35 protein-coding genes and 1 pseudogene are annotated in these 26969 nt (G+C 51.1%); all 36 read left to right on the forward strand.

The window, feature by feature from the left end; translation table 11 throughout:
- The first annotated feature begins 278 nt into the window (after window positions 1-278).
- Window positions 279-554: an NUMOD4 domain-containing protein gene (locus tag OGV71_RS13140; protein ID WP_106777614.1), complete on the forward strand. Its 276-nt coding sequence runs from the start codon at window positions 279-281 to the stop codon at window positions 552-554.
- Complete coding sequence (locus tag OGV71_RS13145; RefSeq protein ID WP_181633369.1) at window positions 547-2076, forward strand: DEAD/DEAH box helicase; 1530 nt, start codon at window positions 547-549, stop codon at window positions 2074-2076. Before OGV71_RS13140 ends, OGV71_RS13145 begins: the two co-directional genes overlap by 8 nt.
- The gene (locus tag OGV71_RS13150) at window positions 2073-3044 is read left to right on the forward strand and encodes a DUF7146 domain-containing protein (protein ID WP_286533474.1); all 972 of its coding nucleotides are present in this window, start codon (window positions 2073-2075) and stop codon (window positions 3042-3044) included. The genes OGV71_RS13145 and OGV71_RS13150 overlap by 4 nt, the downstream gene beginning before the upstream one ends.
- Window positions 3014-3658 (forward strand): recombination protein NinG, encoded by a 645-nt coding sequence (locus OGV71_RS13155; RefSeq protein WP_275150329.1) that lies wholly within the window; start codon window positions 3014-3016, stop codon window positions 3656-3658. Before OGV71_RS13150 ends, OGV71_RS13155 begins: the two co-directional genes overlap by 31 nt.
- Complete coding sequence (locus OGV71_RS13160; protein WP_286533479.1) at window positions 3655-4299, forward strand: MT-A70 family methyltransferase; 645 nt, start codon at window positions 3655-3657, stop codon at window positions 4297-4299. The genes OGV71_RS13155 and OGV71_RS13160 overlap by 4 nt, the downstream gene beginning before the upstream one ends.
- The gene (locus tag OGV71_RS13165) at window positions 4289-4699 is read left to right on the forward strand and encodes an antiterminator Q family protein (protein ID WP_088731892.1); all 411 of its coding nucleotides are present in this window, start codon (window positions 4289-4291) and stop codon (window positions 4697-4699) included. The genes OGV71_RS13160 and OGV71_RS13165 overlap by 11 nt, the downstream gene beginning before the upstream one ends.
- Window positions 4700-4908: 209 nt before the next feature.
- Window positions 4909-5295, forward strand: a complete 387-nt coding sequence (locus tag OGV71_RS13170; RefSeq protein WP_001294158.1) for a phage holin family protein — start codon at window positions 4909-4911, stop codon at window positions 5293-5295.
- Window positions 5282-5563: a phage holin family protein gene (locus tag OGV71_RS13175; RefSeq protein WP_072161075.1), complete on the forward strand. Its 282-nt coding sequence runs from the start codon at window positions 5282-5284 to the stop codon at window positions 5561-5563. The genes OGV71_RS13170 and OGV71_RS13175 overlap by 14 nt, the downstream gene beginning before the upstream one ends.
- Complete coding sequence (locus OGV71_RS13180; protein WP_181500232.1) at window positions 5563-6177, forward strand: glycoside hydrolase family 19 protein; 615 nt, start codon at window positions 5563-5565, stop codon at window positions 6175-6177. The genes OGV71_RS13175 and OGV71_RS13180 overlap by 1 nt, the downstream gene beginning before the upstream one ends.
- A gap of 7 nt (window positions 6178-6184) precedes the next feature.
- Complete coding sequence (locus tag OGV71_RS13185) at window positions 6185-6454, forward strand: hypothetical protein (protein WP_104651375.1); 270 nt, start codon at window positions 6185-6187, stop codon at window positions 6452-6454.
- Window positions 6411-6617 (forward strand): hypothetical protein, encoded by a 207-nt coding sequence (locus OGV71_RS13190; protein ID WP_104651374.1) that lies wholly within the window; start codon window positions 6411-6413, stop codon window positions 6615-6617. The genes OGV71_RS13185 and OGV71_RS13190 overlap by 44 nt, the downstream gene beginning before the upstream one ends.
- Window positions 6595-6825: a hypothetical protein gene (locus OGV71_RS13195; protein WP_104651373.1), complete on the forward strand. Its 231-nt coding sequence runs from the start codon at window positions 6595-6597 to the stop codon at window positions 6823-6825. Before OGV71_RS13190 ends, OGV71_RS13195 begins: the two co-directional genes overlap by 23 nt.
- 19 nt (window positions 6826-6844) lie before the next feature.
- Complete coding sequence (locus OGV71_RS13200; RefSeq protein ID WP_104651372.1) at window positions 6845-7078, forward strand: hypothetical protein; 234 nt, start codon at window positions 6845-6847, stop codon at window positions 7076-7078.
- Complete coding sequence (locus tag OGV71_RS13205; protein ID WP_048217952.1) at window positions 7066-7416, forward strand: HNH endonuclease; 351 nt, start codon at window positions 7066-7068, stop codon at window positions 7414-7416. The genes OGV71_RS13200 and OGV71_RS13205 overlap by 13 nt, the downstream gene beginning before the upstream one ends.
- A 156-nt stretch (window positions 7417-7572) precedes the next feature.
- The gene (locus tag OGV71_RS13210) at window positions 7573-8070 is read left to right on the forward strand and encodes a phage terminase small subunit P27 family (protein ID WP_003841734.1); all 498 of its coding nucleotides are present in this window, start codon (window positions 7573-7575) and stop codon (window positions 8068-8070) included.
- Window positions 8070-9827: a terminase large subunit gene (locus OGV71_RS13215; RefSeq protein ID WP_286533490.1), complete on the forward strand. Its 1758-nt coding sequence runs from the start codon at window positions 8070-8072 to the stop codon at window positions 9825-9827. Before OGV71_RS13210 ends, OGV71_RS13215 begins: the two co-directional genes overlap by 1 nt.
- A gap of 10 nt (window positions 9828-9837) precedes the next feature.
- Window positions 9838-10023, forward strand: a complete 186-nt coding sequence (locus tag OGV71_RS13220) for a hypothetical protein (protein WP_008323320.1) — start codon at window positions 9838-9840, stop codon at window positions 10021-10023.
- Window positions 10023-11252: a phage portal protein gene (locus OGV71_RS13225; protein WP_129256093.1), complete on the forward strand. Its 1230-nt coding sequence runs from the start codon at window positions 10023-10025 to the stop codon at window positions 11250-11252. The genes OGV71_RS13220 and OGV71_RS13225 overlap by 1 nt, the downstream gene beginning before the upstream one ends.
- Window positions 11239-11892, forward strand: a complete 654-nt coding sequence (locus tag OGV71_RS13230; protein ID WP_016150486.1) for an HK97 family phage prohead protease — start codon at window positions 11239-11241, stop codon at window positions 11890-11892. The genes OGV71_RS13225 and OGV71_RS13230 overlap by 14 nt, the downstream gene beginning before the upstream one ends.
- Before the next feature lie 13 nt (window positions 11893-11905).
- The gene (locus OGV71_RS13235; RefSeq protein WP_268046934.1) at window positions 11906-13114 is read left to right on the forward strand and encodes a phage major capsid protein; all 1209 of its coding nucleotides are present in this window, start codon (window positions 11906-11908) and stop codon (window positions 13112-13114) included.
- Window positions 13115-13149: 35 nt separating this feature from the next.
- Window positions 13150-13356: a hypothetical protein gene (locus tag OGV71_RS13240; protein WP_064351955.1), complete on the forward strand. Its 207-nt coding sequence runs from the start codon at window positions 13150-13152 to the stop codon at window positions 13354-13356.
- Complete coding sequence (locus OGV71_RS13245) at window positions 13353-13673, forward strand: head-tail connector protein (protein ID WP_044701266.1); 321 nt, start codon at window positions 13353-13355, stop codon at window positions 13671-13673. Before OGV71_RS13240 ends, OGV71_RS13245 begins: the two co-directional genes overlap by 4 nt.
- Window positions 13674-13681: 8 nt before the next feature.
- Window positions 13682-14026: a phage head closure protein gene (locus OGV71_RS13250; RefSeq protein ID WP_044701262.1), complete on the forward strand. Its 345-nt coding sequence runs from the start codon at window positions 13682-13684 to the stop codon at window positions 14024-14026.
- The gene (locus OGV71_RS13255; protein ID WP_032665934.1) at window positions 14023-14472 is read left to right on the forward strand and encodes an HK97-gp10 family putative phage morphogenesis protein; all 450 of its coding nucleotides are present in this window, start codon (window positions 14023-14025) and stop codon (window positions 14470-14472) included. Before OGV71_RS13250 ends, OGV71_RS13255 begins: the two co-directional genes overlap by 4 nt.
- On the forward strand, window positions 14469-14816 hold the full coding sequence (gp17, locus tag OGV71_RS13260) for a tail completion protein gp17 (RefSeq protein WP_032665935.1): 348 nt from the start codon (window positions 14469-14471) through the stop codon (window positions 14814-14816). Before OGV71_RS13255 ends, gp17 begins: the two co-directional genes overlap by 4 nt.
- A 59-nt stretch (window positions 14817-14875) precedes the next feature.
- Window positions 14876-15295, forward strand: a pseudogene (locus tag OGV71_RS13265) (phage tail tube protein); the annotation flags it as partial.
- 32 nt (window positions 15296-15327) lie between these two features.
- Window positions 15328-15711 (forward strand): phage tail assembly chaperone, encoded by a 384-nt coding sequence (locus tag OGV71_RS13270; RefSeq protein WP_023330763.1) that lies wholly within the window; start codon window positions 15328-15330, stop codon window positions 15709-15711.
- Window positions 15712-15719: 8 nt separating this feature from the next.
- Window positions 15720-15998, forward strand: coding sequence for a phage tail assembly protein T (locus tag OGV71_RS13275; protein WP_023305929.1), 279 nt, complete (start codon window positions 15720-15722; stop codon window positions 15996-15998).
- Window positions 15999-16055: 57 nt separating this feature from the next.
- Window positions 16056-16244, forward strand: coding sequence for a YebO family protein (locus OGV71_RS13280; protein WP_059291502.1), 189 nt, complete (start codon window positions 16056-16058; stop codon window positions 16242-16244).
- Between the two features lie 43 nt (window positions 16245-16287).
- Window positions 16288-19542 (forward strand): phage tail tape measure protein, encoded by a 3255-nt coding sequence (locus OGV71_RS13285; protein WP_286533800.1) that lies wholly within the window; start codon window positions 16288-16290, stop codon window positions 19540-19542.
- Window positions 19543-19544: 2 nt separating this feature from the next.
- Window positions 19545-19883 (forward strand): phage tail protein, encoded by a 339-nt coding sequence (locus OGV71_RS13290; protein ID WP_286533506.1) that lies wholly within the window; start codon window positions 19545-19547, stop codon window positions 19881-19883.
- Window positions 19880-20638 (forward strand): phage minor tail protein L, encoded by a 759-nt coding sequence (locus OGV71_RS13295; protein WP_286533508.1) that lies wholly within the window; start codon window positions 19880-19882, stop codon window positions 20636-20638. Before OGV71_RS13290 ends, OGV71_RS13295 begins: the two co-directional genes overlap by 4 nt.
- A gap of 2 nt (window positions 20639-20640) precedes the next feature.
- Window positions 20641-21351 carry a C40 family peptidase gene (locus OGV71_RS13300; protein ID WP_044701246.1) on the forward strand — a complete coding sequence of 237 codons (711 nt, stop codon included), beginning with the start codon at window positions 20641-20643 and terminating at the stop codon, window positions 21349-21351.
- On the forward strand, window positions 21351-21938 hold the full coding sequence (locus tag OGV71_RS13305) for a tail assembly protein (protein ID WP_001549121.1): 588 nt from the start codon (window positions 21351-21353) through the stop codon (window positions 21936-21938). Before OGV71_RS13300 ends, OGV71_RS13305 begins: the two co-directional genes overlap by 1 nt.
- 53 nt (window positions 21939-21991) lie before the next feature.
- Window positions 21992-25567, forward strand: coding sequence for a TipJ family phage tail tip protein (locus OGV71_RS13310; RefSeq protein ID WP_286533510.1), 3576 nt, complete (start codon window positions 21992-21994; stop codon window positions 25565-25567).
- Between the two features lie 61 nt (window positions 25568-25628).
- Window positions 25629-26906 carry a tail fiber domain-containing protein gene (locus tag OGV71_RS13315; protein WP_286533512.1) on the forward strand — a complete coding sequence of 426 codons (1278 nt, stop codon included), beginning with the start codon at window positions 25629-25631 and terminating at the stop codon, window positions 26904-26906.
- The last annotated feature ends 63 nt before the right edge of the window (window positions 26907-26969 follow it).

Below are 26969 nucleotides of genomic sequence, written 5' to 3' on the forward strand. Positions count from 1 at the left end.
GGTGTCTTTCCGGCAGCAGAACGCAGCGCGACGAACGGCAAACCGCCGATTGCGAGAGTTTTGCACGAGATATACCCCAGCGGTCATGGGATATACCTCGCTCCCACCCAGGGTATGAATTTTTGATACTGGGTTGGGGGAAAGGGGGCGGTGTTGGGTTTTAGCCCGAAGGGCTGGAACAGCTTTACCAGAAGAGATCGATCTAACAGATAGATCACTGTATGGGGTTAAAACGTCGTTTGGGAATCCAGACGTTTAGCCATCCAAAAGGAGATAAAATGATTTATTCAGCCGCTAACGAAAAATGGGCCCCTGTTCCAGTTGAGCTTTATTCAAAAGCTTATGAAGTCAGCAATCTTGGCCGTGTTCGCAGCATTCCGCGCCTGGCTAACTCTGAATATTTTATTCGTCACATTCACGGCGGTTTTCTCAAAGGCCGCATGCGTAAAGACGGTACTAAAACGGTTACGTTGTCCGTTCAGCGTCAGCGCGAGAAGTTTGTCATTGCCGATCTGGTTGCTAAAGCTTTCGGGGAGGTATCAACCAATGCTTAACATCCAGCCTCGCGAGAAACAGATCGTCGCGCTCAACATGCTGCGCGGTGCATGGAAGCAGAATAATTCGTTCATGCTCTATGCCCCGGTTGGTTTCGGCAAAACAGCTATTGCCGCGCTGATCACTGATGGCTTTGTCAGCCGCGAAATGCGCGTAATGTTCGTGGCCCCGTATACGGTACTGCTTGACCAGACCGCCACCCGATTCATGGAATATGGTCTTCCTGGCGAAGAGATCAGTTATGTCTGGCGTGATCACCCGTCATATAACCCGACAGCGCTTATTCAGATTGCCAGCGCCGATACACTCATTCGCCGTGAATTCCCTGACAACATCGACCTGCTGATTGTTGACGAAGCCCACCTGAAGCGCAAAAAGTTGCTGGAGGTTATCGATAACCTGACCCGCAACACGAAAACGAAGGTGGTCGGTCTTTCCGGTACGCCTTTCGCCAAGTTCCTGGGCAACTACTATCAGCGTCTGATTAAGCCAACAACGATGAAGGAACTGATCTCAATTGGTGCACTGAGTAAATACGAATTTTACGCGCCATCACACCCCGATCTCTCTGAGGTGGAAACGTCGTACGTTGCAGGTTATGGCAGCGACTACAAGGAAGGCCAGCTCAGTAAGGTTATGAGTGAAGCCAAACTGGTTGGCGACATCGTGAAAAACTGGCTGGAGAACGGGCAGGATCGCCCAACAATCTGTTTCTGCGTTGATGTGGCCCATGCGAACTATGTCACGATGGAGTTTTCCCGCGCCGGGGTTACCGTTGAAGTCATGACGGCAAGCACCCCCCATGATGAACGTCAGTTGACTATTCGTCGCTTCGAGCAGGGCATTACCAAAATCATCATCAACGTTGGTGTACTGGTAGCCGGGTTCGACAGTGATGTTCGGTGCATCATCTTTGCCCGACCGACTAAAAGTGAAATTCGCTGGATTCAGACGCTCGGGCGTGGATTACGCGCGGCCCCTGGCAAAGATCACTGCCTCATCTTCGACCACAGCGGCACAGTCAACAAGCTGGGTTATCCAGATGACATTGAATACGACTATCTACCTTCGTCATCTGACGGCATGGAAGAAGCGCCGCAGCGTGTTACCAAAACCGACGAGCCGGAGAAGTTGCCGAAAGAGTGCAGCCAGTGCCATTACGTGAAACCTGCCGGAATTTATATCTGCCCGAAATGTGGGTTTAAACCGCTGGCCGGGGAAGACGTTGAAACAGACAAATCCCGTGGACTGACAAAGGTCAGCAAAGCGGAAGTTAAATATACCCCAGAGCAGAAGCAATCATGGTGGTCTCAGATTCTTTTCTATCAGCGCACCCGCGCAGCACAGGGACGCCCTGTCAGTGACGGATGGTGTGCGCATACCTATCGCCAAAAATTCGGTGTATGGCCGAGAGGGTTACATCACACCCCGCAGCAAATCACACCTGAAGTGACGAATTTCATCAAATCAAAACTGATCGCCTTCGCGAAGCGTAAAGAGAAACAAGGGGAAGCCGCATGAATACTAAACAAGCCGCAATTGGTCGCTGGGCTGAGATATACAAACACTACGGCCTTCCTGGAATTACCGGGAAAAACCATCTTAAAGGGGAATGTCCTCTGTGTGGTCGTAAGGGGAAATTCCGCTGTGACAATAAAAACGGTACCGGGTCATACATCTGCGTGTGTGGCTCAGGCGATGGCTGGGCGCTGCTGACAGCAAAAACAGGAAAAGAATTTAAGGTTCTTGCCTCAGAGATAGACAGGCTGATCGGCAATGAATACACCTCAGACCGTACCAGTGTAAACCCGGTACGCACATCGCTGGCGCAGCAGCGTGAGAAGGTAAGCCGTAAATTTGCAAAGCTCATCCCTCTGCGTGGGAGCAGTGCAGACAGTTACCTGAAGGGGAGAGGGCTTAACACCCTTCCAGCCGAAAGCGTCAGATTCTGCGACAAACAGCCGGTAGACGGTAAAAACCTCCAGGCTATTTACGCGCTGGCGACGGACGATAAAGGCGAGCTTTGCTACCTGCACCGCACTCTGCTTGACGGGGACAAGAAAGCGCAAACAGGCGGCGCAGCCAAGAAGATGATGAAGCTGCAGGAAGATAGTTACCTGGAGTTTGCTAAATCAGTTGCTATCCGCATGTTTCCAGTATCCTCCACGCTGGGTATTGCTGAAGGTATCGAAACCGCTCTGGCCTGCCATCAGATAACCAAGTGTCATACCTGGGCAACGATGAACACCGCTTTCATGAAGAAGTTCCGCGTTCCTGTCGGGGTAAAGAACCTGATTATTTTTGCTGATGCTGACTCTAACGCAGCCGGGCATGCTGCCGCATTTGAATGTGCTGCTGCCAACCTGCATGCGAAGAACGATCTGGAGACTGTATCCGTCCGCTGGCCTGCGCAGGGTGACTTTAACGATCTGCTGCTAAATGGCTCCGAGGTATTCGAATGGGTATTCCACAGGGGGATGAAGCAGTGAAGAAGCCAGCCAGACAAAAGCTAAAGGTGTACAAGCCCAAGGTATGCGCTCAGTGCGGAAAGACATTCACCCCAGATCGTAATCTGCAGAAAGTGTGCTGCCCTCGCTGTGCGATTGACTACAACCGTTCGCTGAAAGCCAGGAAGGCGGAAGCAGAGAGAAAGGTCAGCCTGAAGATTCGTAAGAAGGCACTCCAGCCTCGTGGGTACTTTGTCAGTAAGGCCCAAACGGCGTTTAACGCTTTTATCCGCGAACGCGATGAGGGTAAGCCTTGCCCGTCTTGCGGCACATATCATCCTCCGATGATTTTCGGCGGCCAGTGGGATTGTGGTCACTTCCTCAGTGTTGGATCACGTCCTGAACTGCGTTTTGAAGAGAAGAACGCCTATCGCCAGTGCAAAGCCTGCAACGGTGGCGCTGGGCGTTTTACCGCTAAAAACAAGACGGTACACGAGCGTTACAGAGCAACACTAATCGAATGGTTTGGTCCTGAGCTGGTGGAATGGCTGGAAGGGCCACACGAGGCGAAGCACTACTCACGAGAAGAGCTTGAAGATATTGCGGCTACCTACCGACGTAAAACCCGCGAACTGAAAAAGCAGAGGGCAGCATGACATACGACCTTATCTACTGTGATCCACCGTGGGAATACGGCAACAGAATCAGCAACGGTGCGGCCTGTAATCATTACAGCACGATAAGCATGGAAGAACTTAAACGCCTTCCCGTCTGGTCACTGGCTGCTGAAAACGCTGTGCTGGCGATGTGGTACACCGGGACCCATAACCGCGAGGCTGTAGAACTGGCTGAATCATGGGGATTCCGTGTCAGAACGATGAAAGGCTTTACGTGGGTGAAGCTGAACCAGAACGCTGCTGATCGCTTCAATAAGGCATTGAGCGCTGGAGAGCTGGTGGACTTCAACGATCTGCTTGAAATGCTGGACCGTGAAACCCGCATGAACGGTGGCAACCATACCCGCAGTAATACAGAGGATGTGCTGATTGCTACCAGGGGAACGGGCTTACAACGCGCCAGCGCAGCAGTAAAACAGGTGGTGCATACCTGCCTTGGGGAACACAGCGCAAAGCCGTGGGAAGTAAGGAACCGACTGGAACAATTATACGGTGATGTGAAAAGAATCGAAATATTCGCTCGGGAAGAGTGGAACGGATGGGACCGCTGGGGAAACGAATGCAACAACAGTATTGAAATGATTACTGGTCAGATAAAAGAGGTGAACCATGCAGCGTAATATCCAAATGGTAATGGAGCGCTGGGGCGCTTGGGCAGCAAACAACAGTGAAGACGTTACATGGGCTCATATTGCGGCTGGCTTTAAAGGACTCATACCAGCAAAGACCAAATCCCGCGTTCAGTGCTGTGATGATGACGCGATGGTTATCTGTGGCTGTATGGCCCGACTGAACAAAGGCAATAGTGAGCTTCATGATTTGCTGGTGGACTATTACCTGTTCGGAATGACATTCATGTCGCTGGCAAAAAAGCATAATTGCTCTGATGGTCATATAGGAAAAAAACTACAAAAGGGAGAAGGAATAATTGAAGGAATGCTGATGATGCTTGAAGTGAAACTTGAAATGGATGTCGAGGTGTCATTTATTCCTGAAGGAAAAATTGTTGCGGCTGCATAAAAATAGTTTACGTACGTAAAAATATGAATAAGCTGTTAAGAGTGGTCACTTAGACGCGAACTTAAATATTTCAGAACCTCGCCAATCGGCGGGGTTTTTTCATTTCAGGTCCAGGCTAAAAACTGCAGATTAACCGTGACCGCATGAGCTTGCGGCCTGAACCCTTTCCCCTCGTTTCTGAGAGGATTCACAGTAATTGAGGGGGACAGATGTCCGAACCAATAACCGGCACAGGCTTAGCTGGTGGCGCTTTAACTGGGGCGAGTGTTTACGGACTGTTAACCGGAACGGATTATGGCGTTGTGTTCGGTGCATTTGCTGGTTCTGTTTTCTACATAGCATCAGCTGCTGATTTGAGCACTTCACGCCGATTGGCATATTTCATCGTGTCATATATTGCCGGAATGCTCTGCGCTGGGTTAGTTGGGGCTAAATTGTCAGCTCTTACGGGATATAGCGATAAACCGCTGGATGCCATCGGTGCCGTAATCGTTTCTGCTTTAGCCGTCAAAATCCTGACGTTCCTGAACAATCAGGATATCGGCTCGCTGGTGGCGCTGATAACGCGCCGGGGAGGTTCAGGTGGTACTAAATGACCCATCGGCAACAATCAACGCGCTGCTTTGCGCTGGGGTAGTGCTAACCCTGATGTTTTACCGTCGCGGTGATTCCCGACATCGACCATGGATATCTCGCTTAGCGTGGCTGCTTACTGTCATCTACAGCGCCGTTCCGTTGGCGTATCTGTGTGGCATCTACCCTTATTCATCGTGGGCCACTATCGGGGCCAACATTATTTTCCTGTCCGTGCTGGTCGCCGTCAGAGGCAATGTGGCACGTCTGGTAGATCATCTGAGGCAATAATGAACCAATCACAATTTATGCAGGCGGCTGGTATCAGCGCCGGACTTTCTGCACGCTGGTTTCCGCACATTGATGCTGCAATGAAAGAGTTTGGAATCACAGCAGTTAACGATCAGGCCATGTTCATTGCACAAGTTGGGCATGAATCCAATGGCTTTACCTCGCTGGTAGAGAACTTTAACTACTCGGTTGAAGGGCTGAAGAAAACCTTCGGTAAGCGCCTGACGACGTATCAGTGCGAAATGTTGGGGCGTGTCGATGGTAAACAGGTCGCTCACCAGCCACAAATAGCCAATCTGGTTTATGGTGACCGCATGGGGAATAACAGTCAGGGTGATGGCTGGAAATATCGCGGTCGTGGCCTGCTGCAAATCACTGGTCGTGAGAACTACACCAAATGCGGTACGGCGCTGAAGCTTGACCTTGTGAGCACTCCGGAACTATTGACGCAAGAGCGACACGCGGCCCGTTCGGCGGCATGGTACTTCACGTTACGCGGTTGTCTCCTCTATTCGGGGGATGTGGAACGCGTCACGCAGATTATTAACGGCGGGCAGAACGGCATTAAAGACCGCCGTGAACGTTACGCCAAAGCTAAAGCCGCACTGGTGTGAGGTCACTATGGGACTTGAAATGATTATCGGCCTGATTGTTGCCGCGCTGGCAGCAATTGCAGGTGCCTTTGGTCTGGGTAAATCTCGCGGTACCAGTATCGCAGAAACAAAAGCGGACCAGCAACGCACTGAAGAGCGTGCAGCAGCTACAGAAGCGGTAGCCGAACGCCGGGTAGAAACAACAAAAGGAGCCAGGGATGTACAGCAGACTGTTAGTCATCTTCCTGATGACGATGTTGATCGCGAGTTGCGCGAAAAATTTACCCGCAAAACCTGAAGTAACGGACACGGCCTGTGACTGGGTGAGCATCATCTACCTCACTGAGCACGATATTGCCGTGCTGGATAAGCAGACGAAGCGGGACATTCTGGCGCACAACAAATCAGTGCAGGCTAACTGCATGAAGGAGCCAGGTCGTGAACGTAGAGAACCTAAGTAACGCGAATTGCATCTATAACGAAATGAAAGAGCTACAGCGACAGAAAGGCATGCTGGAAAGCGGTGCCGGGCTTGGTGTAACAATCCAGTCTACCTATCAGGATAATGCCTTTCTTGAGGCTATTCGCCCACATGCAGTGGCTGAACTTGATCGCCGTATAGAGGAAAAGAAAGCCGTGCTGGTTAGTTTTGGCATCTCATTCACTTAAGGAAGCCTGTGGAGGTCATATGCGTCTCACTGTATTAGATGACGATCCCGGCAGGAAGATTAATCTCGTTGTAGAGCGATACGCTGTTTTTCTCGATGGTATTGAGGTTAAGCATGTCTTCACTGCTGACGATGAGAAGGGCGAAGTAATCGCAGCCGTTCCTGATGAGCGTGGTTATATGACGACAGAGAATGGTGAAGTGAAGCGGCATACGCTTTACGGTTCCGTGAGGATTGAACCATGCCAGCGTTAATCCCTCGCGCATGTCGCAAGAGAGGTTGTCCCGGTACGACTACTGACCGTTCAGGCTACTGTGAGCAGCATCGCAATGAGGGCTGGCAACAGCACCAGCAGGGTAAGAGTCGCCATGAGCGTGGCTACGGTAGTAAGTGGGATATCAAACGAGCCCGTATCCTGAAGCGTGACAACCATCTGTGTCAGAACTGCCTGCGTACTGGACGCGCTGTCGCGGCCACAACCGTTGACCATATCAAGGCTAAGGCTCATGGGGGTACCGATGATGATTCGAACCTTGAAAGCCTGTGCTGGCCTTGCCACCGCTCGAAAACAGGGCGTGAACGCTTCAAATGATAATGATTACCATCAACGGATGTGGAGGGGAGGGGGAGGTCAAATCCCTGTAACCGGGCGCCCAAAGGACCGCCGCCTAGCCTTTCTTCACATCGCCGCAGGTTAGAAAACTTTTTTTGGGGTCCCCCAGCCGATGATTAATAGGAGTTTTCGATTATGTCAGGACCGCCGAAAACCCCTACCCATCTGCGTTTGGTGAGGGGTAACCCTTCCAAACGACCAATCAACAAAAACGAGCCGCAGCCACCTAAAGGGGTCCCCCCAGTTCCCAAGCATTTCGACAAGCAGGGGAAGTACTGGTTTAAGCGGATGGCCGAAGAACTTGATGCCATTGGCGTCATATCTCAGCTGGATGCCAGGGCTCTGGAGTTGCTGGTAGAGGCATATACGGAATACCGCCATCATTGTGAAACGCTGGATCGGGAAGGTTATACCTATGCGGTATACAGCGATGATGATGCTGATGAAGGGAAAGAGCGTGAAATACGCATGATCAAGCCGCATCCGGCAGCCATGATGAAAGCTGATGCCTGGAAGCGACTTCGCGCGATGTTAGCGGAGTTTGGTATGACTCCTTCCAGCAGGTCTAAGGTCAGTAAAGACAAACCAGACGATGATGATCTGTTAAGTCAATTTCTAAATTCGAGGGACTGATGGCAAAAGTTACTGATGGCATACGTTACGCCGAACGCGTCGTTGCCGGGGAGGTTATTGCCTGTGAATTTGTCCGTCTTTCCTGTCAGCGATTTCTGGATGATCTGAAGCACGGTGAAGAACGTGGCATCTATTTCAGCGAGCCCCGCGCACAGCACATCCTCAATTTCTATAAATTCGTGCCTCATGTTAAAGGAGCACTGGCAGGCCAGCCGATTGAGTTGATGGGCTGGCATGTTTTCATTCTGATCAACATCTTCGGTTTTGTTATACCTCTGGTAAATGAAGAAACAGGCGAAGTTGTGCTGCGTAATGATGGCAGCGGTCGTCCGGTGATGGTCCGCAGGTTTCGTACGGCATATAACGAAGTTGCCCGTAAAAATGCTAAATCGACATTATCCTCTGGCGTTGGTCTTTATATGGCAGGTGCCGATGGTGAGGGCGGGGCAGAGGTTTATTCCGCAGCGACAACGCGGGATCAGGCTCGCATCGTTTTTGAAGATGCGAAAAACATGGTTAAAAAAGCGAAACCCACACTGGGGCGACTGTTTGAATTCAACAAACTGGCGATCTACCAGGAGCAGACAGCATCCAAGTTTGAACCGCTATCTTCTGATGCCAACAATCTTGATGGTCTCAACATCCATTGTGGCATCGTCGACGAACTTCATGCGCATAAAACCCGTGATGTCTGGGACGTTCTGGAGACTGCAACCGGCGCACGATTGCAGTCTCTTCTGTTTGGCATAACGACAGCCGGGTTTAACAAAGAAGGGATTTGTTACGAGCTGCGCGATTATGCCATTAAGGTGCTGCGTGGCTATAACAGCGAAGTGGAAGGCGCGGTGAAGGATGACACCTTTTTCGCCATCATCTTCACCCTGGATAAAGATGATGATCCGTTTGATGAAACGGTGTGGCAAAAGGCTAACCCCGGACTCGGAATCTGTAAGCGCTGGGATGACCTTCGCCGTCTGGCTAAGAAGGCCAAAGAACAAGTTTCCGCCAGGGTTAACTTTTTCACCAAACACATGAATATCTGGGTGACCGCTGAGTCAGCCTGGATGGACATGATCAAGTGGGAAAAATGTGAGTTTATAGCCCCCCGTCATGAGCTGAAAACCTACCCGATGTGGGCTGGCGTGGATCTGGCCCACAAGATTGATATTTGCGCAGCAGTAAAACTCTGGCGGGCAGACAACGGTCACGCGCATGCAGACTTTAAATTCTGGTTACCCGAAGGGCGGCTGGAAAAATGTTCCGCTCAAATGGCGCAGATGTATCGCAAATGGGCTGAGCTTGGGAAGCTGGAACTGACCGATGGTGATGTTATCGATCATGCGCAGATTAAAGCTGATTTTCTGGAATGGATTAGTGGCGAAAACCTGAAGGAAACCGGATTCGACCCGTGGAGCGCAACGCAGTTTAGCCTGGCTCTGGCAGAAGAGGGCGTGCCGCTGGTGGAGGTTCCGCAGACGGTCAGAAACTTTTCTGAGTCAATGAAAGAGGTTGAATCGCTGGTTTACGGCGGGCGTTTTCATCACAGCAATCATCCTGTAATGAACTGGATGATGTCTAATGTCACCGTCAAACCTGACAAAAACGACAATATCTTTCCGAACAAATCCACGCCAGAAGCGAAAATAGACGGGCCTGCCGCCTTGTTTACCGCAATGAGCCGCATGCTTGTAAACGGCGGCGAACAACAGGACAGCCTCTCTGACCATCTGGAAAGTTACGGCGTCCGTTCATTATAAAGAGGCAGTTATGATCCTGATGATTCTCGCCCCGCTGATCGGGGTGATGGGCGCTATTTTGCTTTCGTTTGGTGTATGGATGATTTATCCGCCAGGAGGTTTAATCAGTGCCGGTATGCTTTGCCTTATCTGGTCATGGCTGGTTTCCCGCACGCTTTCGCTGGCCGGGAAAACATTGCGAGGAGGGACTGACTGATGTTTTTCCCCGGAATGTTCAAAAAAAGTGATGCCCCTGTCACTACTGCGGCAGAACTCGCTGAAGCAGTGGGAATGACTTACGACACCTATACAGGGAAAAGGGTAAGCAGCCAGAAAGCCATGCGGCTTACAGCGGTTTTCGGTTGCATCCGTGTTCTTGCTGAGTCGATGGGCATGCTGCCCTGTAACCTGTACAAGATAACCGGAAACAGTAAACAAAAAGCGACTTCCGAAAGGCTGCATAAATTACTGACGATGAAGCCAAATGATTACATGACCCCCCAGGAGTTCTGGGAACTGGTCATTGTCTGTCTTTGTCTTCGCGGTAATTTTTACGCCTACAAAGTTAAAGCGCTTGGCGAGGTGGTGGAGCTTCTTCCCATTGACCCTGGGTGTGTTGAACCAAAGCTTAACAGCCAGTGGCAACCGGTTTACCAGGTAACATTCCCCGATGGCTCAACAGACGTGCTTGGGCAGGATGATATCTGGCATGTCAGAACGCTTACCTTTGACGGGCTGGTGGGGCTGAACCCTATAGCCTATGCAAGAGAAGCAATATCTCTGGGAATGGCAACAGAGGAACATGGGGCGCGGTTGTTCTCAAATGGCGCGGTTACCTCCGGCGTACTCCGCACTGAGCAAACGCTCACTGACGCTGCTTACGCAAGGCTGAAAAAGGATTTTGAGGACCGTCACCTCGGGCTGAGCAACGCGCACCGACCAATGATTCTCGAAATGGGACTGGACTGGAAGTCGATGGCGCTCAATGCGGAAGACAGTCAGTTCCTTGAGACCAGGAAATTCCAGCTGGAGGAAATATGCCGCCTGTTCCGTGTGCCGATGCACATGGTGCAGAACACTGACCGCTCGACGTTTAACAATATTGAAAACCTCGGCATGGGGTTTATCAATTATTCACTCGTTCCGTATATGACCCGCATTGAGCAGCGAATCAACATCGGGCTGGTGAAGGAATCAAAGCAGGGTGTGTACTACGCAAAATTCAATGCCGGCGCATTGCTGCGCGGGGATATGAAGTCGCGATTTGAGGCGTATTCAACAGGCATTAACTGGGGTATTTACTCACCAAATGACTGCCGGGAACTTGAAGAACTTAACCCACGCGCAGGCGGAGATATTTACCTTACGCCAATGAACATGACGACGAAACCGTCAGACAGCAGCAAGAACAAAACAACCGAGGAACAACATAATGCCGATGACTAAACAGCGGCTGGATATTCCGCTACAGCTAAAGTCTGTCAGCGACAGCGGGGAGTTTGAAGGCTATGGCTCTGTTTTTGGCGTAAAGGACAGCTACGATGATGTTGTTGTGCCAGGCGCTTTTTCGGCCTCCCTTCAGGCATGGAAAGAAAAGAATGCTCTCCCTGCATTACTCTGGCAGCACCGTATGGATGAACCCATCGGTATTTACACCGAGATGAAAGAGGATGAGGTTGGCCTTTATGTTAAAGGCCGGTTACTCATTGATGACGATCCCCTTTCGAAACGCGCACACGCCCACATGAAGGCCGGTTCTTTAACCGGCCTTTCTATTGGTTACATGCTGAAAGACTGGGAATACGACCGTGTTAAGGGCGTGTTCCTTCTCAAAGAGATCGACCTGTGGGAAGTCAGTCTCGTCACGTTTCCGTCGAACGATGAAGCGCGTGTAAGTGATGTCAAAAGCGCATTTTCCCGCGGAGAAATCCCTTCTCAAAAAAGTATTGAACGAGTCCTGCGCGATGTTGGGCTCTCACGCACCCAGGCTAAAGCATTCATGGCCGGGGGTTATAGCTCACTTTCACAGCGTGATGTTGATGAAGTGAGTACCGCACTGGATGCACTTAAAAACATCAAATTTTAATCAGGAGTTAATTATGTCAGTTGACGTTAAAGACGTAGAGCAGGTCGCGCAGGAACTGCAGGCGAAGTTTGATGCGTTCAAAGAAAAGAACGATAAGCGCCTGGAAGCAGTTGAACAGGAAAAGGGCAAGTTAGCGGGGGAGGTTGAAACCTTAAACGGCAAGTTGTCTGAACTGGATGAGCTTAAATCTGCGCTGGAAGAGGAACTGAAGCAGGTTAAACGTCCAGCCGGTGGTCCTCAGAGCAAAGCCGCAAGCGAACATAAAACCGCTTTCATTGGCTTTATGCGTAAGGGTAAAGATGACGGGCTGCGCGAACTTGAACGCAAAGCTCTGCAGGTCGGTGTGGATGAAGATGGTGGCTATGCCGTGCCGGAAGAACTGGATCGAACGATCCTTAATCTTCTGAAAGATGAAGTGGTGATGCGCCAGGAGGCGACAACCATCACAGTCGGCGGCGCTAACTATAAAAAACTGGTTAATCTCGGCGGTACGGCTTCCGGCTGGGTTGGTGAAACTGATGCCCGCCCTGAGACTGCTGCATCTAAACTCGGTCAGATTGAACCGTTCATGGGTGAAATCTACGGAAACCCTCAGGCAACCCAAACGATGCTGGATGATGCCTTCTTCAATGTAGAGGACTGGATCAACAGCGAACTGGCGGTTGAGTTCTCCGAACAGGAAGAAATCGCTTTCACCAGCGGCAACGGTACGAAAAAACCGAAAGGCTTTCTGGCCTATGCCTCTTCTCTGGATGACGATAAAACCCGTGCTTTTGGCACCCTGCAGCACATTCTTTCCGGTGCGGCGGCGGGTGTGACGGCCGATGCGATTATCAAGCTGGTCTACACCCTGCGCAAGGTGCACCGCAACGGCGCTAAGTTCATGATGAACAACAACAGTCTGTTTGCGGTTCGCATTCTGAAGGACTCAGAGGGTAACTATCTCTGGCGTCCGGGCCTTGAGCTGGGCCAGCCTTCCTCTCTGGCGGGTTATGGCGTTGCTGAGAATGAGCAAATGCCGGATATCGCTGCTGATGCGAAAGCCATTGCGTTCGGTAACTTTAAACGCGGCTATACCATCGTTGATCGCATTGGTACCCGCATCCTCCGCGACCCGTACACCAACAAACCATTCGTTGGTTTCTACACCACCAAACGTACTGGCGGAATGCTGGCCGATTCTCAGGCCATCAAACTGCTGCAGATCGGTGCTGGCGCATAATCTGATGGGGCTTCGGCCCCATTCTTATGGAGGTCATGATGCTGCTGAAAAAAGACCTGAAATGGTCACCTGATGGCATTCAGGTCAGAAACATTCCTGCTGGTGAATATGAGGCTGGCACACTTCCTGACCGTGCTCTTGAGGTTGCTTCTCAGATGGGGATTCTCGACGGCACTGAACAGCCTGAAATTGAAACACCAGTTAAGCCTAAAACCAGCAATAAGCGGGGTGAGGGAAAATGAAGCCCTCTGTAAAAGAGCTTCGTTACCAGTGCCGTATCGACAGCGATGATGACACAGAAGATGTGATGTTAACGCTCTACCTCAACGCCTCTCTGAAGCATGCGGAAAAAATGACTAATTGCCGTCTTTATGATAACGCTGTTCCAGACGACGATCCTGATGGACTGGTGATAGAAGATGATATCAAACTGGCCCTGATGCTCCTGGTGTCGCACTGGTATGAAAACAGGGAACCTGTGAGCGGCGACAGCGTTAATACTATCCCGTTCGGCGTCAAATCAATTTTTGAACAGCACCGCAAAGTACCAGGCACGTAGGAGGTGATATGCAGGCAGGACGATTACGGCACAGGGTCACCATTCAGAACTTCACAACCTCCAGAACGCCTTCCGGCCAGCCGGTTGAAAAATGGGAAGATGGGAAAACCATCTCTGCTGAAGTGAAAGGAAGAAGCGGGCGGGAAATGATGGCATCTGGTGCTGAGCATGCTGAAGCAACAATAAGGGTATGGGTGAGATTTAAAAGCGGATCGAGTATTTATGCTACCTCCAGGTTGAAGGTGCTCTCTGGTCCATATAAGGGCCAAACGTTGAATGTGGTAGGGCCGCCCATACCTGACCCTAAAGGGACCCAGCTTGAAATTCTTTGCAAACAGGGGACCGAAAAATGATTGAGACGAGCCTCGATTTTTCTGGGTTAAATGACATAGCAAAAGACCTGGAGGCGCTTAGCCGCGCTGAAAACAACAAGGTTCTGCGTGATGCCACGCGCGCCGGCGCCGAAGTGCTTAAGGAAGAAGTGATCGCCCGTGCACCGGTGCGCACCGGGAAACTGAAAAAAAACGTGGTGGTGGTGACCCAAAAAAGCCGTCGCCGCGGGGAAATTTCTTCCGGCGTCCATATTCGTGGCGTTAACCCGCGCACCGGCAACAGCGATAACACGATGAAGGCGAATAACCCGAGAAACGCCTTTTACTGGCGATTCGTAGAAATGGGCACCGCGAACATGCCTGCACATCCGTTTGTGCGACCCGCTTACGATACGCGCGAGGAAGAGGCCGCCAGCGTCGCCATTGCCAGGATGAGTCAGGCTATTGATGAGGTATTGAGCAAGTGAATGAAGATAATATCTACGCCTTGCTTTCTCCCCTGGCAGAAGGACGGGTATATCCCTATGTTGCGCCATTAGGTAGTGACGGGAAACCGTCGGTCACTCCACCCTGGATTATCTTTTCCATCGTCGATGATGTTTCCGCTGACGTGATGTGTGGCCAGGCAGAGAGCAGGGTTTCCGTTCAGGTCGATGTGTATGCCACAACGATCACTGAATCACGATCTCTGAGAGATTTGGCGCTTGCTTCGCTTAAGTCGTTAAACCCTACAGAGGTGGTAAAAATCCCCGGATACGAGCCATATTATCGGCTATACCGTGCCACCCTGGATTTTAAAGTTACACCTTGATAAATCATTCACCCAACGAACCCGCTTAATGGCGGGTTTTCTTTTACCAGGAGACAGCTATGTCTGCACTTTATGAAAAATCGCAGCTGACGAAGATCCTTATTTCCTCTGCGCCAGCCACCAAAGAAACGATGGATACCGCAACCTTCCTCGATCTGAGTTGCACCATCAAAGAAATTCAGTTCACTGGTGGCCAGAAGCAGGATATCGACGTAACCACGCTTTGCTCTACCGAGCAGGAGAACATCAACGGCCTGCCTTCTCCGTCAGAAATCTCTCTGTCCGGCAACTTCTACAAAAACCCGGCGCAGGACGCCTTGCGTGAAGCGTATGACAACGATACGACCTACGCTTTCCAGGTTATCTTCCCGTCCGGCAAGGGCTTTAAGTTCCTGGCTGAAATCCGCCAGCACACCTGGTCTTCCGGTACCAACGGCGTAGTTGCGGCAACGTTCTCCCTGCGCCTGAAAGGTAAGCCTGAAAACATCGAGTCTGGCTCCTGAGAGGTCGCATGAAGAATATTAAAAATCTCGCCCTGGCTAAGATGTCGGGATTTCGTCATAAGACGGTCGCCGTTCCTGAGTGGGAGGGCGTCAAAGTGGTTCTGCGTGAGCCGTCAGGTGAAGCCTGGCTGCGCTGGCAGGAGGTGGTGAAAGCGGGTACTGATGATGAAAATGTGTCGGTATCGGAAAAGGCACACCGTAATCTTTGCGCTGACGTGGTGCTCTTCATTGACGTTCTGTGTGACACCGATAAGCAGCCGGTATTCAGCGTAGACGAAGAAGAGCAGGTGCGTGAAATCTACGGCCCCGTCCATTCACGCCTGCTCAAACAGGCGCTTGACCTGATCAACAATGCGGACGAAGCGCGGGAAAAGTCTCAACCCCCGGCGTAAAGTTTCTGATGTCGCTTGCGCTCCGGATGGGGCGCACGCTCTCAGAGCTTCGGCAGAATATGACGGCAAGCGAGCTTCTGATGTGGATTGAGTACGACAGGCAAAGTCCGGTTGGCGATATCCGTGGTGACATTCAGGCAGCCCAGCTCGTCTCTGCCATCTACGGCTCGCAGGGGGCAAAAGTACCGCTGGACGATGCGATCCTGCGCTGGGGTGGTGATGAGCAATCAGCACCGAAGGACCCGTTTGCAGGGCTTGAGGCTGCTCTTACAGCTGCGACACAATAATTGCTTCACATGTCATCAATGTGGCGATACGCTCTTTCCTTAAGAAAAGGAGGCGTTATGGAACCACTGGTAGTAGTGTTTGGAATATTCGGCTGGTTGATAAATCTAATTGTGATTTTTTATTTAATACGGTTTAGCACAAGGGCAAATGAACAAGTTGAAGCCCTTAAAGAGATAAATAAAAAACAAGATGCGCAAATAGATTTATTAATACAAGTCGCTCACAAAAGAAAAGACAGTTTATAACTCACGACCCGCTATCAAGCGGGTTTTTTTTATGGGTGAAAATATGGCTACGTTGCGCGAACTGATCATCAAAATATCTGCAAACTCTCAGTCATTTCAGTCTGAAATTTCTCGTGCTTCAAGAATGGGGAATGACTATTACCGGGTAATGCAGACTGGAGGACGCCAAGCGGCCGCAGCTTCGCGTGAAACTCAGCGTGCCTTAGCTGAGGTAACTAGTCAAATAAACACCGCGAAGGCCTCAGCGCTGGGAATGGCAGGTGCATTTGCTGGAACATTTGCGACTGGTCATCTTATATCGCTGGCCGATGAATGGAGCTCTGTTAATGCCAGGCTAAAGCAGGCTTCCCAATCGTCTGATGATTTCACGGAGTCTCAGCGGGCGCTGATGGATATTAGCCAACGAACCGGAACCGCCTTCTCTGATAATGCGAGTCTTTTTGCGCGTTCCGCCGCATCAATGCGTGAATACGGATACAGTTCGCAGCAAGTTCTGGATGTAACCGAGGCCATTTCTACTGGACTAAAGCTATCCGGCGCCAGCACGGCAGAGGCAAGTTCTGTTATCACCCAGTTTAGTCAGGCATTAGCTCAGGGCGTTCTGCGGGGCGAGGAATTCAACTCTGTTAACGAAAACGGTGATCGAGTTATCCGTGCGCTGGCCGCTGGGATGGGTGTAGCTCGTAAAGATCTGAAGGCAATGGCCGATCAGGGGATGCTAACCGCAGATAAAGTTGTCCCGGCCCTGATAAGTCAACTTGGCACTATGCGTGGTGAATTTGAGGCAATGCCGCAGACCGTTTCTGCTGCCACGACGAAAGTCGAAAATGCTTTCATGGCATGGGTAGGTGGAGCTAATGAAGCTACTGGTGCGACAAGTGCTCTTGTTGCTGTATTGAATACAGTTTCTGACAATATCGACACTGTGGCTACGGCTGCCGGAGCTTTGGCTGCAATAGGTGGAGCTCGCTATCTTGGAGGGATGTTTGGCGATCTTGGGAACCAAACGGCGCAATTAATAGATGCCAGAAAGAACGAAATTGCGCTCGCATCTGCAAGGGCTGAATCTGCTACCCAATCACAACGAAAGGCGGCAGCAGATGCGATTGCTGCCGAGCGTGCTTATCAGCTCTCGCTATCCGAGTTGGAACTTGCAAAAAACACAAATGCAGAAGCGACAGCTACACAAAATTCTATTGCCAAACGGCGTGAAATGATAGCCGCCAATTCCACTCTCGTTCAGTCAAATAAAGCAGTATCAGCGTCGCAAGAAGCACTCAACCGATCAACATCGGTAATGAATTTATTCAAGTCTGGCGCTACGGGGCTTTTGTCGTTAGTTGGTGGTTTGCCAGGAATTTTAATGTTGGGTGCTGGGGCGTGGTACACGATGTATCAACGCCAAGAACAAGCCAGGGAATCTGCAATCCAATATGCGGACACAATCGAGCAGGTACGAGATAATCTGAAATCAATGTCTCAGACGCAGATATCCGCCAACCTTGGACAGGCGAATATTTCACTGGATGCTCAAAATAGTGCGATTGAACAGCAGAAGCAGAAAGTTGCTGAATTATCCAATCAACTTTATAACGCAAAATTAGCAGCCAATTCTGCTTCAGATGGAACATGGCTGTATAACGATGCGGTTGAGAAATCAGCAGAGTTTGCTTCAGAACTTGCGGTTGAAGAAGGCCGACTTGAGCAAATGCTCAATAAAAGAAAGCAAACACAACAGTTAATAAACGACATAACTGATCAGGCTATAAATAAAACAGTAGAAATGGCTGGCGCCGTAAGTTCTCTTACAGAGATGTATGACCGTCTGAACAAGGTTTCCAGACAGTCTACAGCAGTGTCCCCACCAAAATATGCAGGGCCTGTACTTCCTGCACTTGATAATAAGCAGCAGCAAGCTATAGACAAGGCGCAGCGACAGCTTGAGTTGTCCGGTCTTAAGGGATTGGACAAAACCCGCAAGCAGGCGGAATTCGATGCATCTGACCTTAATCTCCCTGCTGGTTGGCGTGAGAAGTATGTCAGCATGGAAGTTGAGTCAGCCAGGCAGTTGCAAGCTATTCGTGACTCAAGCCGCCATAAGGGCGGGAAATCCGAGGCGGAAAAAACAGCTGATGCCTATGACAAGCTGATCAAACAGCAAAAAGAGCAGATTGCCCTGCAAGGCCAGAATACTGAACTGGCGAAGGTTAAATACCAGGTCAGCCAGGGCGAGCTTGCTTCTCTGACAGAAGCCCAGAAAAAGACGTTATTGCAGAATGCTGCGCTGATTGACCAGGTTAAATTACGTGAGCAACTGCGAAATTACGAAGCCAACCTCGCCGACAGTAACGCCAGCGCCCGAGCAGCTAATGAAGGGCAACTGCTGGGTTACGGGCAGGGTACCAGGTTCCGTGAAAGACTTCAGGAGCAGTTCAATCTGCGTAAGGAGTTCGAGCAGAAGAATACCGATCTTCTCCGCCAGCGTCAGGCTGGTGAAATCGATGAGACGTTCTATCAGCAGGGACTGGCACTTAATAAGCGCTATCTCGATGAGCGCCTGCGCGACCAGGAGGGATATTACGCAGCTTCTGATGCGCAGCGTGACGACTGGATGACGGGACTGTCTGAGGGTTATGCGAACTGGGTGGATGAAGCTACTGATTATTCTTCCATGGCCGCTGACGGCATGAAGCAGGCTATGGGCGGCGCGGTCACCACGATCACCGACATGCTCAATGGCAACGTTGATAGCTGGAAGGACTGGGGCGTCAGCGTACTGAAGATTATCCAGAACGTCCTGGTGAATATGGCTGTTGCTAATGGCGTTAGCTCAATTGGTTCACTGTTCAGTTTTGGTGCCTCGTCAGCCGCTACCGCCAGCAGCGGTACCGCTATTCAGAATGCTGGCGCGAACTTTACCTTTAATGCGAAGGGTAATGTTTACGACTCTCCGTCCCTGAGCGCTTACAGCAATGGCGTTTTTCAGACGCCTCAGCTGTTTGCTTTTGCCAAAGGTGCAGGGGTTTTTGCCGAAGCTGGTCCGGAAGCCATTATGCCGCTTACGCGCGCCGCTGATGGTTCGCTTGGCGTTCGGGCTGTTGGCACTCCTCAGGTCTCCGGTGGTATGCCTTCAGTTAACTTCGGCGATATCAATATTCAGGGCGGATCATCCCAGGCGGCCAGTCAGGGTACTGCTGGAGCAGCAGGCAGGCAGCTTAAGGATGCCATCACTGGCGTCATTAACGAACAGGCCAGCATGCCGGGCTCGCCTCTGTGGCGATTAATCAAGGGAGTTTAACCATGACAGTAGAAACCTTCAGCTGGTGCCCAAAGGTTGCCTCTCAGGTTGATACAAATTTTCGTACCCGAAAGGCACAGTTTGGCGATGGCTATACGCAGGTGGCAGGGGATGGTATCAACCCGGTAACATCTCAATGGAGCGTGAGTTTTACCGGCGATGAGGCTTACATTCAGGCCATTAAAAACTTTCTCAACAGACATGCCGGGTGGAAATCATTTATCTGGAAGTCGCCGCTTGAGCCATCAGGCTTATGGCGCGCGGAATCCTTTCAGATATCTACACACGGCAACAAAAAATACACCCTCAGCAGCACATTCACACAGGCATACCACCCATGAGTATTTCATCTGATGTCCAGAAACTGGAGCCGGGTAAGCGCGTCCGCCTGATCGAGGTGGACGGCTCAGCTTTCGGTGCAGGTATTCTTCGCTTTCACAACGAGACAATCCCGCATACCGAGGCGGAAATCATCGCCGCAGGCGGCGACGAGTCAAAACTTGAGCCGAAGTCGGTGTGGTGGCAGGGGCAGGAGTATGGCGCGTGGCCGTATGAACTGACCGGCATATCTGTCAGCAGTGACGGCCAGTGTTCACGACCGTCTCTCACCGTTGCAAACATCAGCGGCACGATTGGCGCGCTGTGCCGAATATTTCAGGGGATGGCTAAAGCAAAGGTGATCATCCATGACACCTTCGCACACTATCTGGACGCCAGAAACTTCCCTGATGGGAACCCGACTGCGAATCCCAACGAGGAGCGCAAACAGGTTTATTACATCGACCGTAAATCAGGATCAGACGATGAAACTGTAGAATTTGAGCTTTCCAGTCCAGCCGATCTGCGCGGGCAACTCATTCCGACCCGGCAAATTCAGCCAATGTGCACGTGGTGCATGCGTGGCTGGTACAAAACCGGGAACGGCTGCACCTACGCCGGGCAAAACGGCTGGTTCGATAAAGACGGCAATCGGGTGGACGATCCTTCACAGGATGTTTGCTCCGGATTGCTGTCAACGGGCTGTAAACCTCGCTTCGGAGAGAATGAACAGCTGGATTATGGCGGGTTCCCCGGCGCTTCACTTCTGAGAGGATAATCATGCGCGACAAAACAGTTAGCGCCATTCTGGCGCATGCCGCCGCATCCTTCCCCGAGGAGTGCTGTGGCGTGGTTATTCAGAAGGGGCGGGTGGAGAAATACATCCCCTGCAAAAATAATGCTGAGTCGCCGACTGAGCAATTTGAACTCAATCCTGAGGATTATGCGGCCGCCGAAGAGCAGGGAACTGTGGTGGCGATCGTCCACAGTCACCCCGGCGACGGGGCAACAACCCAGCCGAGTGAACTCGACATGCTGATGTGTGATGCCACGGAACTGCCCTGGATTATTGCATCGTGGCCTGAGGGCGACATTCGCACCGTCATGCCTCGCGGAGACCGTCCCCTCACAGGGCGCCAGTTTGTACTCGGGCATGCAGACTGCTGGTCTCTCATTATGGACTATTTCCGCATCGAACACGGCATTGAACTGCCCAACTACAGCGTAGATCGGCACTGGTGGGAGCAGGGTGAAAACCTCTATATGGACAACTGGCAGGAATGCGGTTTCCGTGAGTACGACGGTCCAGCTCAGCCCGGTGACATGGTTATCATGCAGGTACAGTCCACCGTCCCGAACCATGCCGGGATTTTGCTTGATGGCAACATGCTACTGCATCACATGTATGGCCAGCTAAGCCAGCGTATTCCCTACGGTGGTTATTACCGTGACCGTACCATCAAAATTCTGCGTTATAAGGATTTGATGTAATGGAAAGAAAAACCGTTATCAAACTCAGCGGCTCAATGGCTCAGCGATTTGGCAGGACGCATCGCCGCGCACTAACGTCTGCCAGCGAAGTGTTCAGGGCGCTTTCTAACACCATTGATGGCTTTGATGCTTACCTGCGCGAGACCAGAGCGAAAGGGCTGGATTTTGTCATCTTCCGAAACCAAATAAACATAGGAAAGGAAGAGTTTGATCTTCTTGGACCTGGCGATGAACTTCGCATTATCCCTGTAATACGCGGCAGTAAAAGGGCTGGCCTCTTTCAAATTGTTACTGCCGCCGCAATTGCGGCTTTTACCTGGTGGAACCCAATAGGATGGGCAGCAGGTACACAAATGGCGCTATATGCCGCAGCTGGTTCTATGGCTGTGGGTGGTGTAGTGCAAATGCTTTCCCCTCAGGTTGCTGGTCTGAGGATGCGACAGGACCCAGATAATAAGCCTTCCTATGCGTTTGGCGGACCCGTCAATACTACGGCATCCGGTAACCCCGTTCCTTTGCTTTACGGACAGAGGGAAATAGGCGGTGCGATTATCTCAGCCGGGATTTATGCAGAAGATCAGCAATAAACCAAACCACGTACTATAAGCCACCTGACGGTGGCTTTTTTTATGGACGCGATATGACGACGACAATCATCAAAGGCCGCGGTAAAGGTGGCAGCAATCAGACCAGAACGCCCGTGGAAGCACCGGACAGCATTCAGTCCATTGCGAGGGCAAAGGTGCTGATTGCTCTTGGAGAGGGTGAGTTCGCTGGCGGACTTGATGGTAAAAACATTTTTCTTGGTGACTCATCTTCATATACGCCCCTTCAGAACGCCAACGGAAGTTATAACTTCAATAATGTAAAATATGAGTTCCGTTCCGGTACTCAGGACCAGGACTACATTCAGGGCTTCCCCGGCATTGAAAACGAGATTCAGGTTTCATACGAGCTGAAACAGGCCGTGCCGTACGTTCGCGCGGTATCCAACACGCAGCTCTCTGCGCTGCGAATTCGCCTGGGATGGCCAACTCTTTTACTCCAGAAAAACAACGGCGATAAAGTCGGCACCCGCGTTGAGTATGCTATCGATCTGTCGGTCGATGGTGGGCCGTATGAAACGGTGATTAACGGTGCTGTTGATGACAAAACCACGTCGCTTTATGAGCGCAGCCACCGCGTCAATCTTCCAAAAGCCTCGACTGGATGGCAGTTGCGGGTTCGCAGAATCACGCCGGATTCCACGAGCGTGAATGTCGTGGACATCATGCGCGTTGTGGCCGTTACTGAAATTATTGACGCCAAACTTCGCTACGTTAACACAGCTCTGCTGTATGTAGAGTTTGACGCAAAGCAGTTCCCCAATGGCATTCCTCAGGTTGTGTGCAATCCGAAAGGGCGAATCATCCGTGTACCTGACACGTATGATCCTGAAACCCGTACTTACTCTGGTACATGGGAGGGCGTATTTAAATGGGCATGGACGGATAATCCAGCCTGGATATATTACGACATCATCCTGAACGAGCGCTTCGGGCTGGGTCAAAGAATCGATGCGACTCAGATAGACAAATGGGAACTTTATCGCATCGCCCAGTATTGCGATCAACTGGTACCAGACGGCAAGGGCGGCAGCGGGACGGAGCCTCGTTTTCGTTGCAACGTTTATATCCAGGACCGTAATGACGCCTGGACCGTACTTCGTGATCTGGCGGGTATATTTCGCGGCATGACGTACTGGGGCGACAATAAGATGTATGTCCTGGCCGATATGCCCCGGGATGTGTGGCACATCTACAACCACGCCAGCGTTGTTGAAGGAAAATTTACCTTTGCGGACCCGAGTGAAACCACCCGAAACACTGCCGCGCTGGTGAACTGGTCAGACCCTGCCAACCACTACAAAGATACGCCTGAGCCTGTTTACGATAGCGATCTGGCCATGCGCTTCGATTATCGTCAGCTCGAAATGACTGCGATCGGCTGCACCAGGCAGTCAGAGGCAAACCGGCGGGGGCGCTGGGCGCTGCTTACCAACGGTATCGGCGAGGTGGTGACCTTCAGCACAGGCATGGACGTCCCCCCTGTTGGTGAGGTGATCGGCGTGGCTGCTAACGAGCTGGCCGGAAGAACTATCGGCGGCAGGGTGAGTGCGGTTAACGGCCGCAACATAACCCTCGATCGCGCTGCTGATGTGAAAGCCGGTAACAGGCTGTTTTTGAATCTTCCGTCAGGCACAGCTCAGGCCAGAACCGTCCAGGCCGTTAACGGAAACACAGTCACTGTCACCACACCCTACAGCGAAACGCCGGAGGCTGAATGTAACTGGGGTGTGGACTCTGACGATCTGTTTATAGCGCTTTTCCGTGTTACGGGAACGCGGGACAACAACGACGGTACTTTCGAGGTCACCGGGACGACTTACAACCCTGATATCTATTCCGCTGTTGATACCGGCGCAAGACTGGACGAGCGGCCAGTCAGTGTCATTCCACCGGGGGTTCAGGCTCCCCCAGGAAATATTGTCGTAGACAGTTACTCTACGGTTAACCAGAACATTGCGATTACCACTATGCGCGTTGCCTGGGATTCTGTTCAGGGTGCAGTTGCTTACGAGGCGGAATGGCGGCGTGACAGCGGCAACTGGATTAGTGTGCCCCGAACGTCTTCTCTCGGCTTTGAAGTGCAGGGTATCTACTCGGGTCGCTATCTGGTCCGTGTCATGGCGGTGAACGCCAGCGACGTTTCATCAGTATGGGCGACATCATCAGAAGTAAATCTTACGGGTAAAGTGGGAAATCCGCCGAAACCTGTCGGCTTTGCGACAACGCCGATCAACTGGGGGATTCGCCTGAACTGGGGATTCCCGGCTAATACCGGGGACACGCTGAAAACGGAAATTCAGTACACCGCGAACAGTGATTTCTCTAATCCTCTTTTGCTGTCGGATGTGCCTTATCCGTCTGCCGAATACACCCAACTGGGTTTAAAAGCGGGACAGGAGTTCTGGTACCGTGCGCAACTGGTAGACAGAACGGGTAATGAATCAGGCTGGACCGGCTGGGTTCGCGGTGTATCTAACGCAAACGCTGACGATTACCTGGGCGATATTGCTGATGATTTCCTGACGTCTGCCGACGGCGACCGCCTTACAAGCGACATTGATACCAATCTGGAAGCTGCGTTGCAGAATGCGCTGGCCAATCATGGAACGGTAGAGCATCAGTGGGCGCAGTACGGCGAAGTGCGCGCGGATATTCTGGTGGTCAAAACGACTATTGCAGATGTTAATAAGGCCATGGCTGAAATGTCCACGCAGGTGCAGGCGCAGTTCAATGATGTGACGGCCGCGCTGGAAGATAAGCTCACCGCCGTGGTTGATGCGACCGGGGCATCTGCAATTTACACCCTCAAAACCGGGGTTCGAATAAACGGTGTGATGTATAACGCCGGGATGTCGATCGCGGTGCTGGCAGAAGCGGGTAAGCCGGTAGTCACCCGCGTCGGGTTTAACGCCAATCAGTTCGTCCTGATGAGCGGTGGCGGTGACACGCAGTATTCACCATTTGCTGTAATCAACGGTCAGGTATTTATCAGCGATGCGTTTATTCAGGATGGCAGCATAGATAACGCCAAGATTGGGCAGTACATACAGTCGAATGTTTATACACCTGGCTCGGTAGGATGGCATATCAATAAAAATGGAAATAGTGAATTCAATAATGTAACAGTCAGAGGTACTGTATATGCAAGTGATGGAGAGTTTACAGGAAAAGTAAGGGCTAAAAGTTTTATCGGAGATATTATAAATGCAAATGTATTCAACGATATTAAGGAAGAAACAAAACAGAGTAGCGGCTCTGTAGCGTTAATTGGCTCAATATCCCGGAACTACTATTTCACAGATAGCGCAACTGACTCGCTATCAAAAACGGTTATATTTGATATTATCCTGCTATCAGGCATGGTGTCGGGTAGTGGTTCATATATTGATGTAACTATAAATATTAATGGCACAAAAAAGACAACCCGCATAAGTGATGGCGGTACTGTACCAGTAAGGTTTTCAGTAAAAGGAGTTACAACTCCGAATGTAACCGTTGAATTAACATTAACATATTATATTCCTGCAGGGGCAATCAGAACCATTACATACGGTGTCTCTTCCCCAATGATTAGCATTGTCAGAGGAAGTGGTAGTTTTAGAGAGTAAATTTTCGAAATCATTAAACCTCGCTTCGGCGGGGTTTTTTTATGCACGTTCAGGAGATTCTATGTCCGCAGGAAAAATTACACTCACCAATAAATCTGCCGTTGTAAGCGGTAACGGTACGTCATTCACCACAGAGCTGGCGGGCGGAGATTTTATAGTTGTTACTGTCGGCGGCATTCCCTATACACTCCCGGTAAAATCCGTGGAAAGCGGCGCAGCACTGACACTGGTCAGTAACTTTACCGGACCTACTCAGGCCGGTGCAGCCTGGTCAGCTGTTCCGCGGGTAGCTCTGAACATGGTAACTGCGGCCCTGGTAACTCAGAGCGCCGAAGCTCTGCGCGGGCTGAACTACGACAAACAGAACTGGCAGCAGATATTTAGTAACCCCGCAACCGCAACAGTTAAGTTGCCCGATGGCAGTTCCTTCACTGGCCCGTCATGGAAATATCTGTCTGACAATATGGCGACCAAGAGCGGCGGGGCCGTTCCTGTGAACCAGGGCGGTACCGGTTCGACAACCGCATCAGGCGCTCGCACAAACCTCGATTTAGGAGACAGTGCCACGATGAGCGTTGGAACAGTTGCAGGAACGGTGGCCGCAGGCGATGATTCGCGGTTTGGTACCGTCAACAATAAAACAGGTGGGACGATCACCAGCAAAGTAACGATAAACGGTAAGTTAGTCACTAACGGAGGAACCCCCGGGACGTATGAAACCGCGCTCGCCAGTCCTGGGTACAAACAACCGCCAGTTAACGATTCCTCTGCGACAAGCGCGGTTTTCGGAAATTCTTTCGAATATAACAATGGTGGTGGATTTGCGTTAACTACGGGGTTTGGCGCGGTAGGTAATGGCACTAGTGCATGGCCTTCAACAGTTCTGATGCAGGCTGCAAATAACGGTGCTTATGGTGCCAGAACCTGGACGTTCTCGATGTCTACCGGGGATTTAATTTGTAACGGCTCCGGGAGCCAGGGGGGGTCGTATATTTTTACAAAAGCTGCAATGTCTGCCAGAGAGCTTAAGAATGACATCAAGTACAACGATGGTTTACAGTCCTATGAAAACGTCAAAAAATTCTTGCCCTGTACTTTCATCTATAAGGATGACAAGAAAGGTCGTACCCGCCGGGGGGTAATCGCCCAGGACATCCGTGAGATTGATGAGGAGTATGTGAAGGAGGTGCCGAACCGCTTAGACGGAACAAGCTTACTGGCTCTTGATACCAATGTACTTCTGCTCGATACGATGCTGGCGCTTAACTACGTCATTAAGCAACTTGAAAATACGCAGAAAGAATTAACGGGGCTAAAAAATAGCTTTGTGCAGTCATGATATGGATGCCGCAACCACACCGTATGCAAGAGCATGATTGCGGCCGACTGGAGAACGTTCGAT

The organism is Citrobacter sp. Cf088 (assembly GCF_030334295.1).
Taxonomy (GTDB): domain Bacteria; phylum Pseudomonadota; class Gammaproteobacteria; order Enterobacterales; family Enterobacteriaceae; genus Citrobacter; species Citrobacter freundii.

Coding starts and splice junctions, on each gene's coding strand:
- OGV71_RS13255 (WP_032665934.1), top strand. CDS start 14,023: ATGATTGAGACGAGCCTCGATTTTTCTGGGTTAAATGACATAGCAAAA.
- OGV71_RS13275 (WP_023305929.1), top strand. CDS start 15,720: ATGTCGCTTGCGCTCCGGATGGGGCGCACGCTCTCAGAGCTTCGGCAG.
- OGV71_RS13170 (WP_001294158.1), top strand. CDS start 4,909: ATGTCCGAACCAATAACCGGCACAGGCTTAGCTGGTGGCGCTTTAACT.
- OGV71_RS13160 (WP_286533479.1), top strand. CDS start 3,655: ATGACATACGACCTTATCTACTGTGATCCACCGTGGGAATACGGCAAC.
- OGV71_RS13180 (WP_181500232.1), top strand. CDS start 5,563: ATGAACCAATCACAATTTATGCAGGCGGCTGGTATCAGCGCCGGACTT.
- OGV71_RS13270 (WP_023330763.1), top strand. CDS start 15,328: ATGAAGAATATTAAAAATCTCGCCCTGGCTAAGATGTCGGGATTTCGT.
- OGV71_RS13295 (WP_286533508.1), top strand. CDS start 19,880: ATGAGTATTTCATCTGATGTCCAGAAACTGGAGCCGGGTAAGCGCGTC.
- OGV71_RS13140 (WP_106777614.1), top strand. CDS start 279: ATGATTTATTCAGCCGCTAACGAAAAATGGGCCCCTGTTCCAGTTGAG.
- OGV71_RS13150 (WP_286533474.1), top strand. CDS start 2,073: ATGAATACTAAACAAGCCGCAATTGGTCGCTGGGCTGAGATATACAAA.
- OGV71_RS13155 (WP_275150329.1), top strand. CDS start 3,014: ATGGGTATTCCACAGGGGGATGAAGCAGTGAAGAAGCCAGCCAGACAA.
- OGV71_RS13300 (WP_044701246.1), top strand. CDS start 20,641: ATGCGCGACAAAACAGTTAGCGCCATTCTGGCGCATGCCGCCGCATCC.
- OGV71_RS13225 (WP_129256093.1), top strand. CDS start 10,023: ATGTTTTTCCCCGGAATGTTCAAAAAAAGTGATGCCCCTGTCACTACT.
- OGV71_RS13240 (WP_064351955.1), top strand. CDS start 13,150: ATGATGCTGCTGAAAAAAGACCTGAAATGGTCACCTGATGGCATTCAG.
- OGV71_RS13285 (WP_286533800.1), top strand. CDS start 16,288: ATGGCTACGTTGCGCGAACTGATCATCAAAATATCTGCAAACTCTCAG.
- OGV71_RS13290 (WP_286533506.1), top strand. CDS start 19,545: ATGACAGTAGAAACCTTCAGCTGGTGCCCAAAGGTTGCCTCTCAGGTT.
- OGV71_RS13145 (WP_181633369.1), top strand. CDS start 547: ATGCTTAACATCCAGCCTCGCGAGAAACAGATCGTCGCGCTCAACATG.
- OGV71_RS13220 (WP_008323320.1), top strand. CDS start 9,838: ATGATCCTGATGATTCTCGCCCCGCTGATCGGGGTGATGGGCGCTATT.
- OGV71_RS13200 (WP_104651372.1), top strand. CDS start 6,845: ATGCGTCTCACTGTATTAGATGACGATCCCGGCAGGAAGATTAATCTC.
- OGV71_RS13245 (WP_044701266.1), top strand. CDS start 13,353: ATGAAGCCCTCTGTAAAAGAGCTTCGTTACCAGTGCCGTATCGACAGC.
- OGV71_RS13185 (WP_104651375.1), top strand. CDS start 6,185: ATGGGACTTGAAATGATTATCGGCCTGATTGTTGCCGCGCTGGCAGCA.
- OGV71_RS13250 (WP_044701262.1), top strand. CDS start 13,682: ATGCAGGCAGGACGATTACGGCACAGGGTCACCATTCAGAACTTCACA.
- OGV71_RS13215 (WP_286533490.1), top strand. CDS start 8,070: ATGGCAAAAGTTACTGATGGCATACGTTACGCCGAACGCGTCGTTGCC.
- OGV71_RS13235 (WP_268046934.1), top strand. CDS start 11,906: ATGTCAGTTGACGTTAAAGACGTAGAGCAGGTCGCGCAGGAACTGCAG.
- OGV71_RS13230 (WP_016150486.1), top strand. CDS start 11,239: ATGCCGATGACTAAACAGCGGCTGGATATTCCGCTACAGCTAAAGTCT.
- OGV71_RS13310 (WP_286533510.1), top strand. CDS start 21,992: ATGACGACGACAATCATCAAAGGCCGCGGTAAAGGTGGCAGCAATCAG.
- OGV71_RS13315 (WP_286533512.1), top strand. CDS start 25,629: ATGTCCGCAGGAAAAATTACACTCACCAATAAATCTGCCGTTGTAAGC.
- OGV71_RS13280 (WP_059291502.1), top strand. CDS start 16,056: ATGGAACCACTGGTAGTAGTGTTTGGAATATTCGGCTGGTTGATAAAT.
- OGV71_RS13165 (WP_088731892.1), top strand. CDS start 4,289: ATGCAGCGTAATATCCAAATGGTAATGGAGCGCTGGGGCGCTTGGGCA.
- OGV71_RS13305 (WP_001549121.1), top strand. CDS start 21,351: ATGGAAAGAAAAACCGTTATCAAACTCAGCGGCTCAATGGCTCAGCGA.
- OGV71_RS13210 (WP_003841734.1), top strand. CDS start 7,573: ATGTCAGGACCGCCGAAAACCCCTACCCATCTGCGTTTGGTGAGGGGT.
- OGV71_RS13190 (WP_104651374.1), top strand. CDS start 6,411: ATGTTGATCGCGAGTTGCGCGAAAAATTTACCCGCAAAACCTGAAGTA.
- OGV71_RS13205 (WP_048217952.1), top strand. CDS start 7,066: ATGCCAGCGTTAATCCCTCGCGCATGTCGCAAGAGAGGTTGTCCCGGT.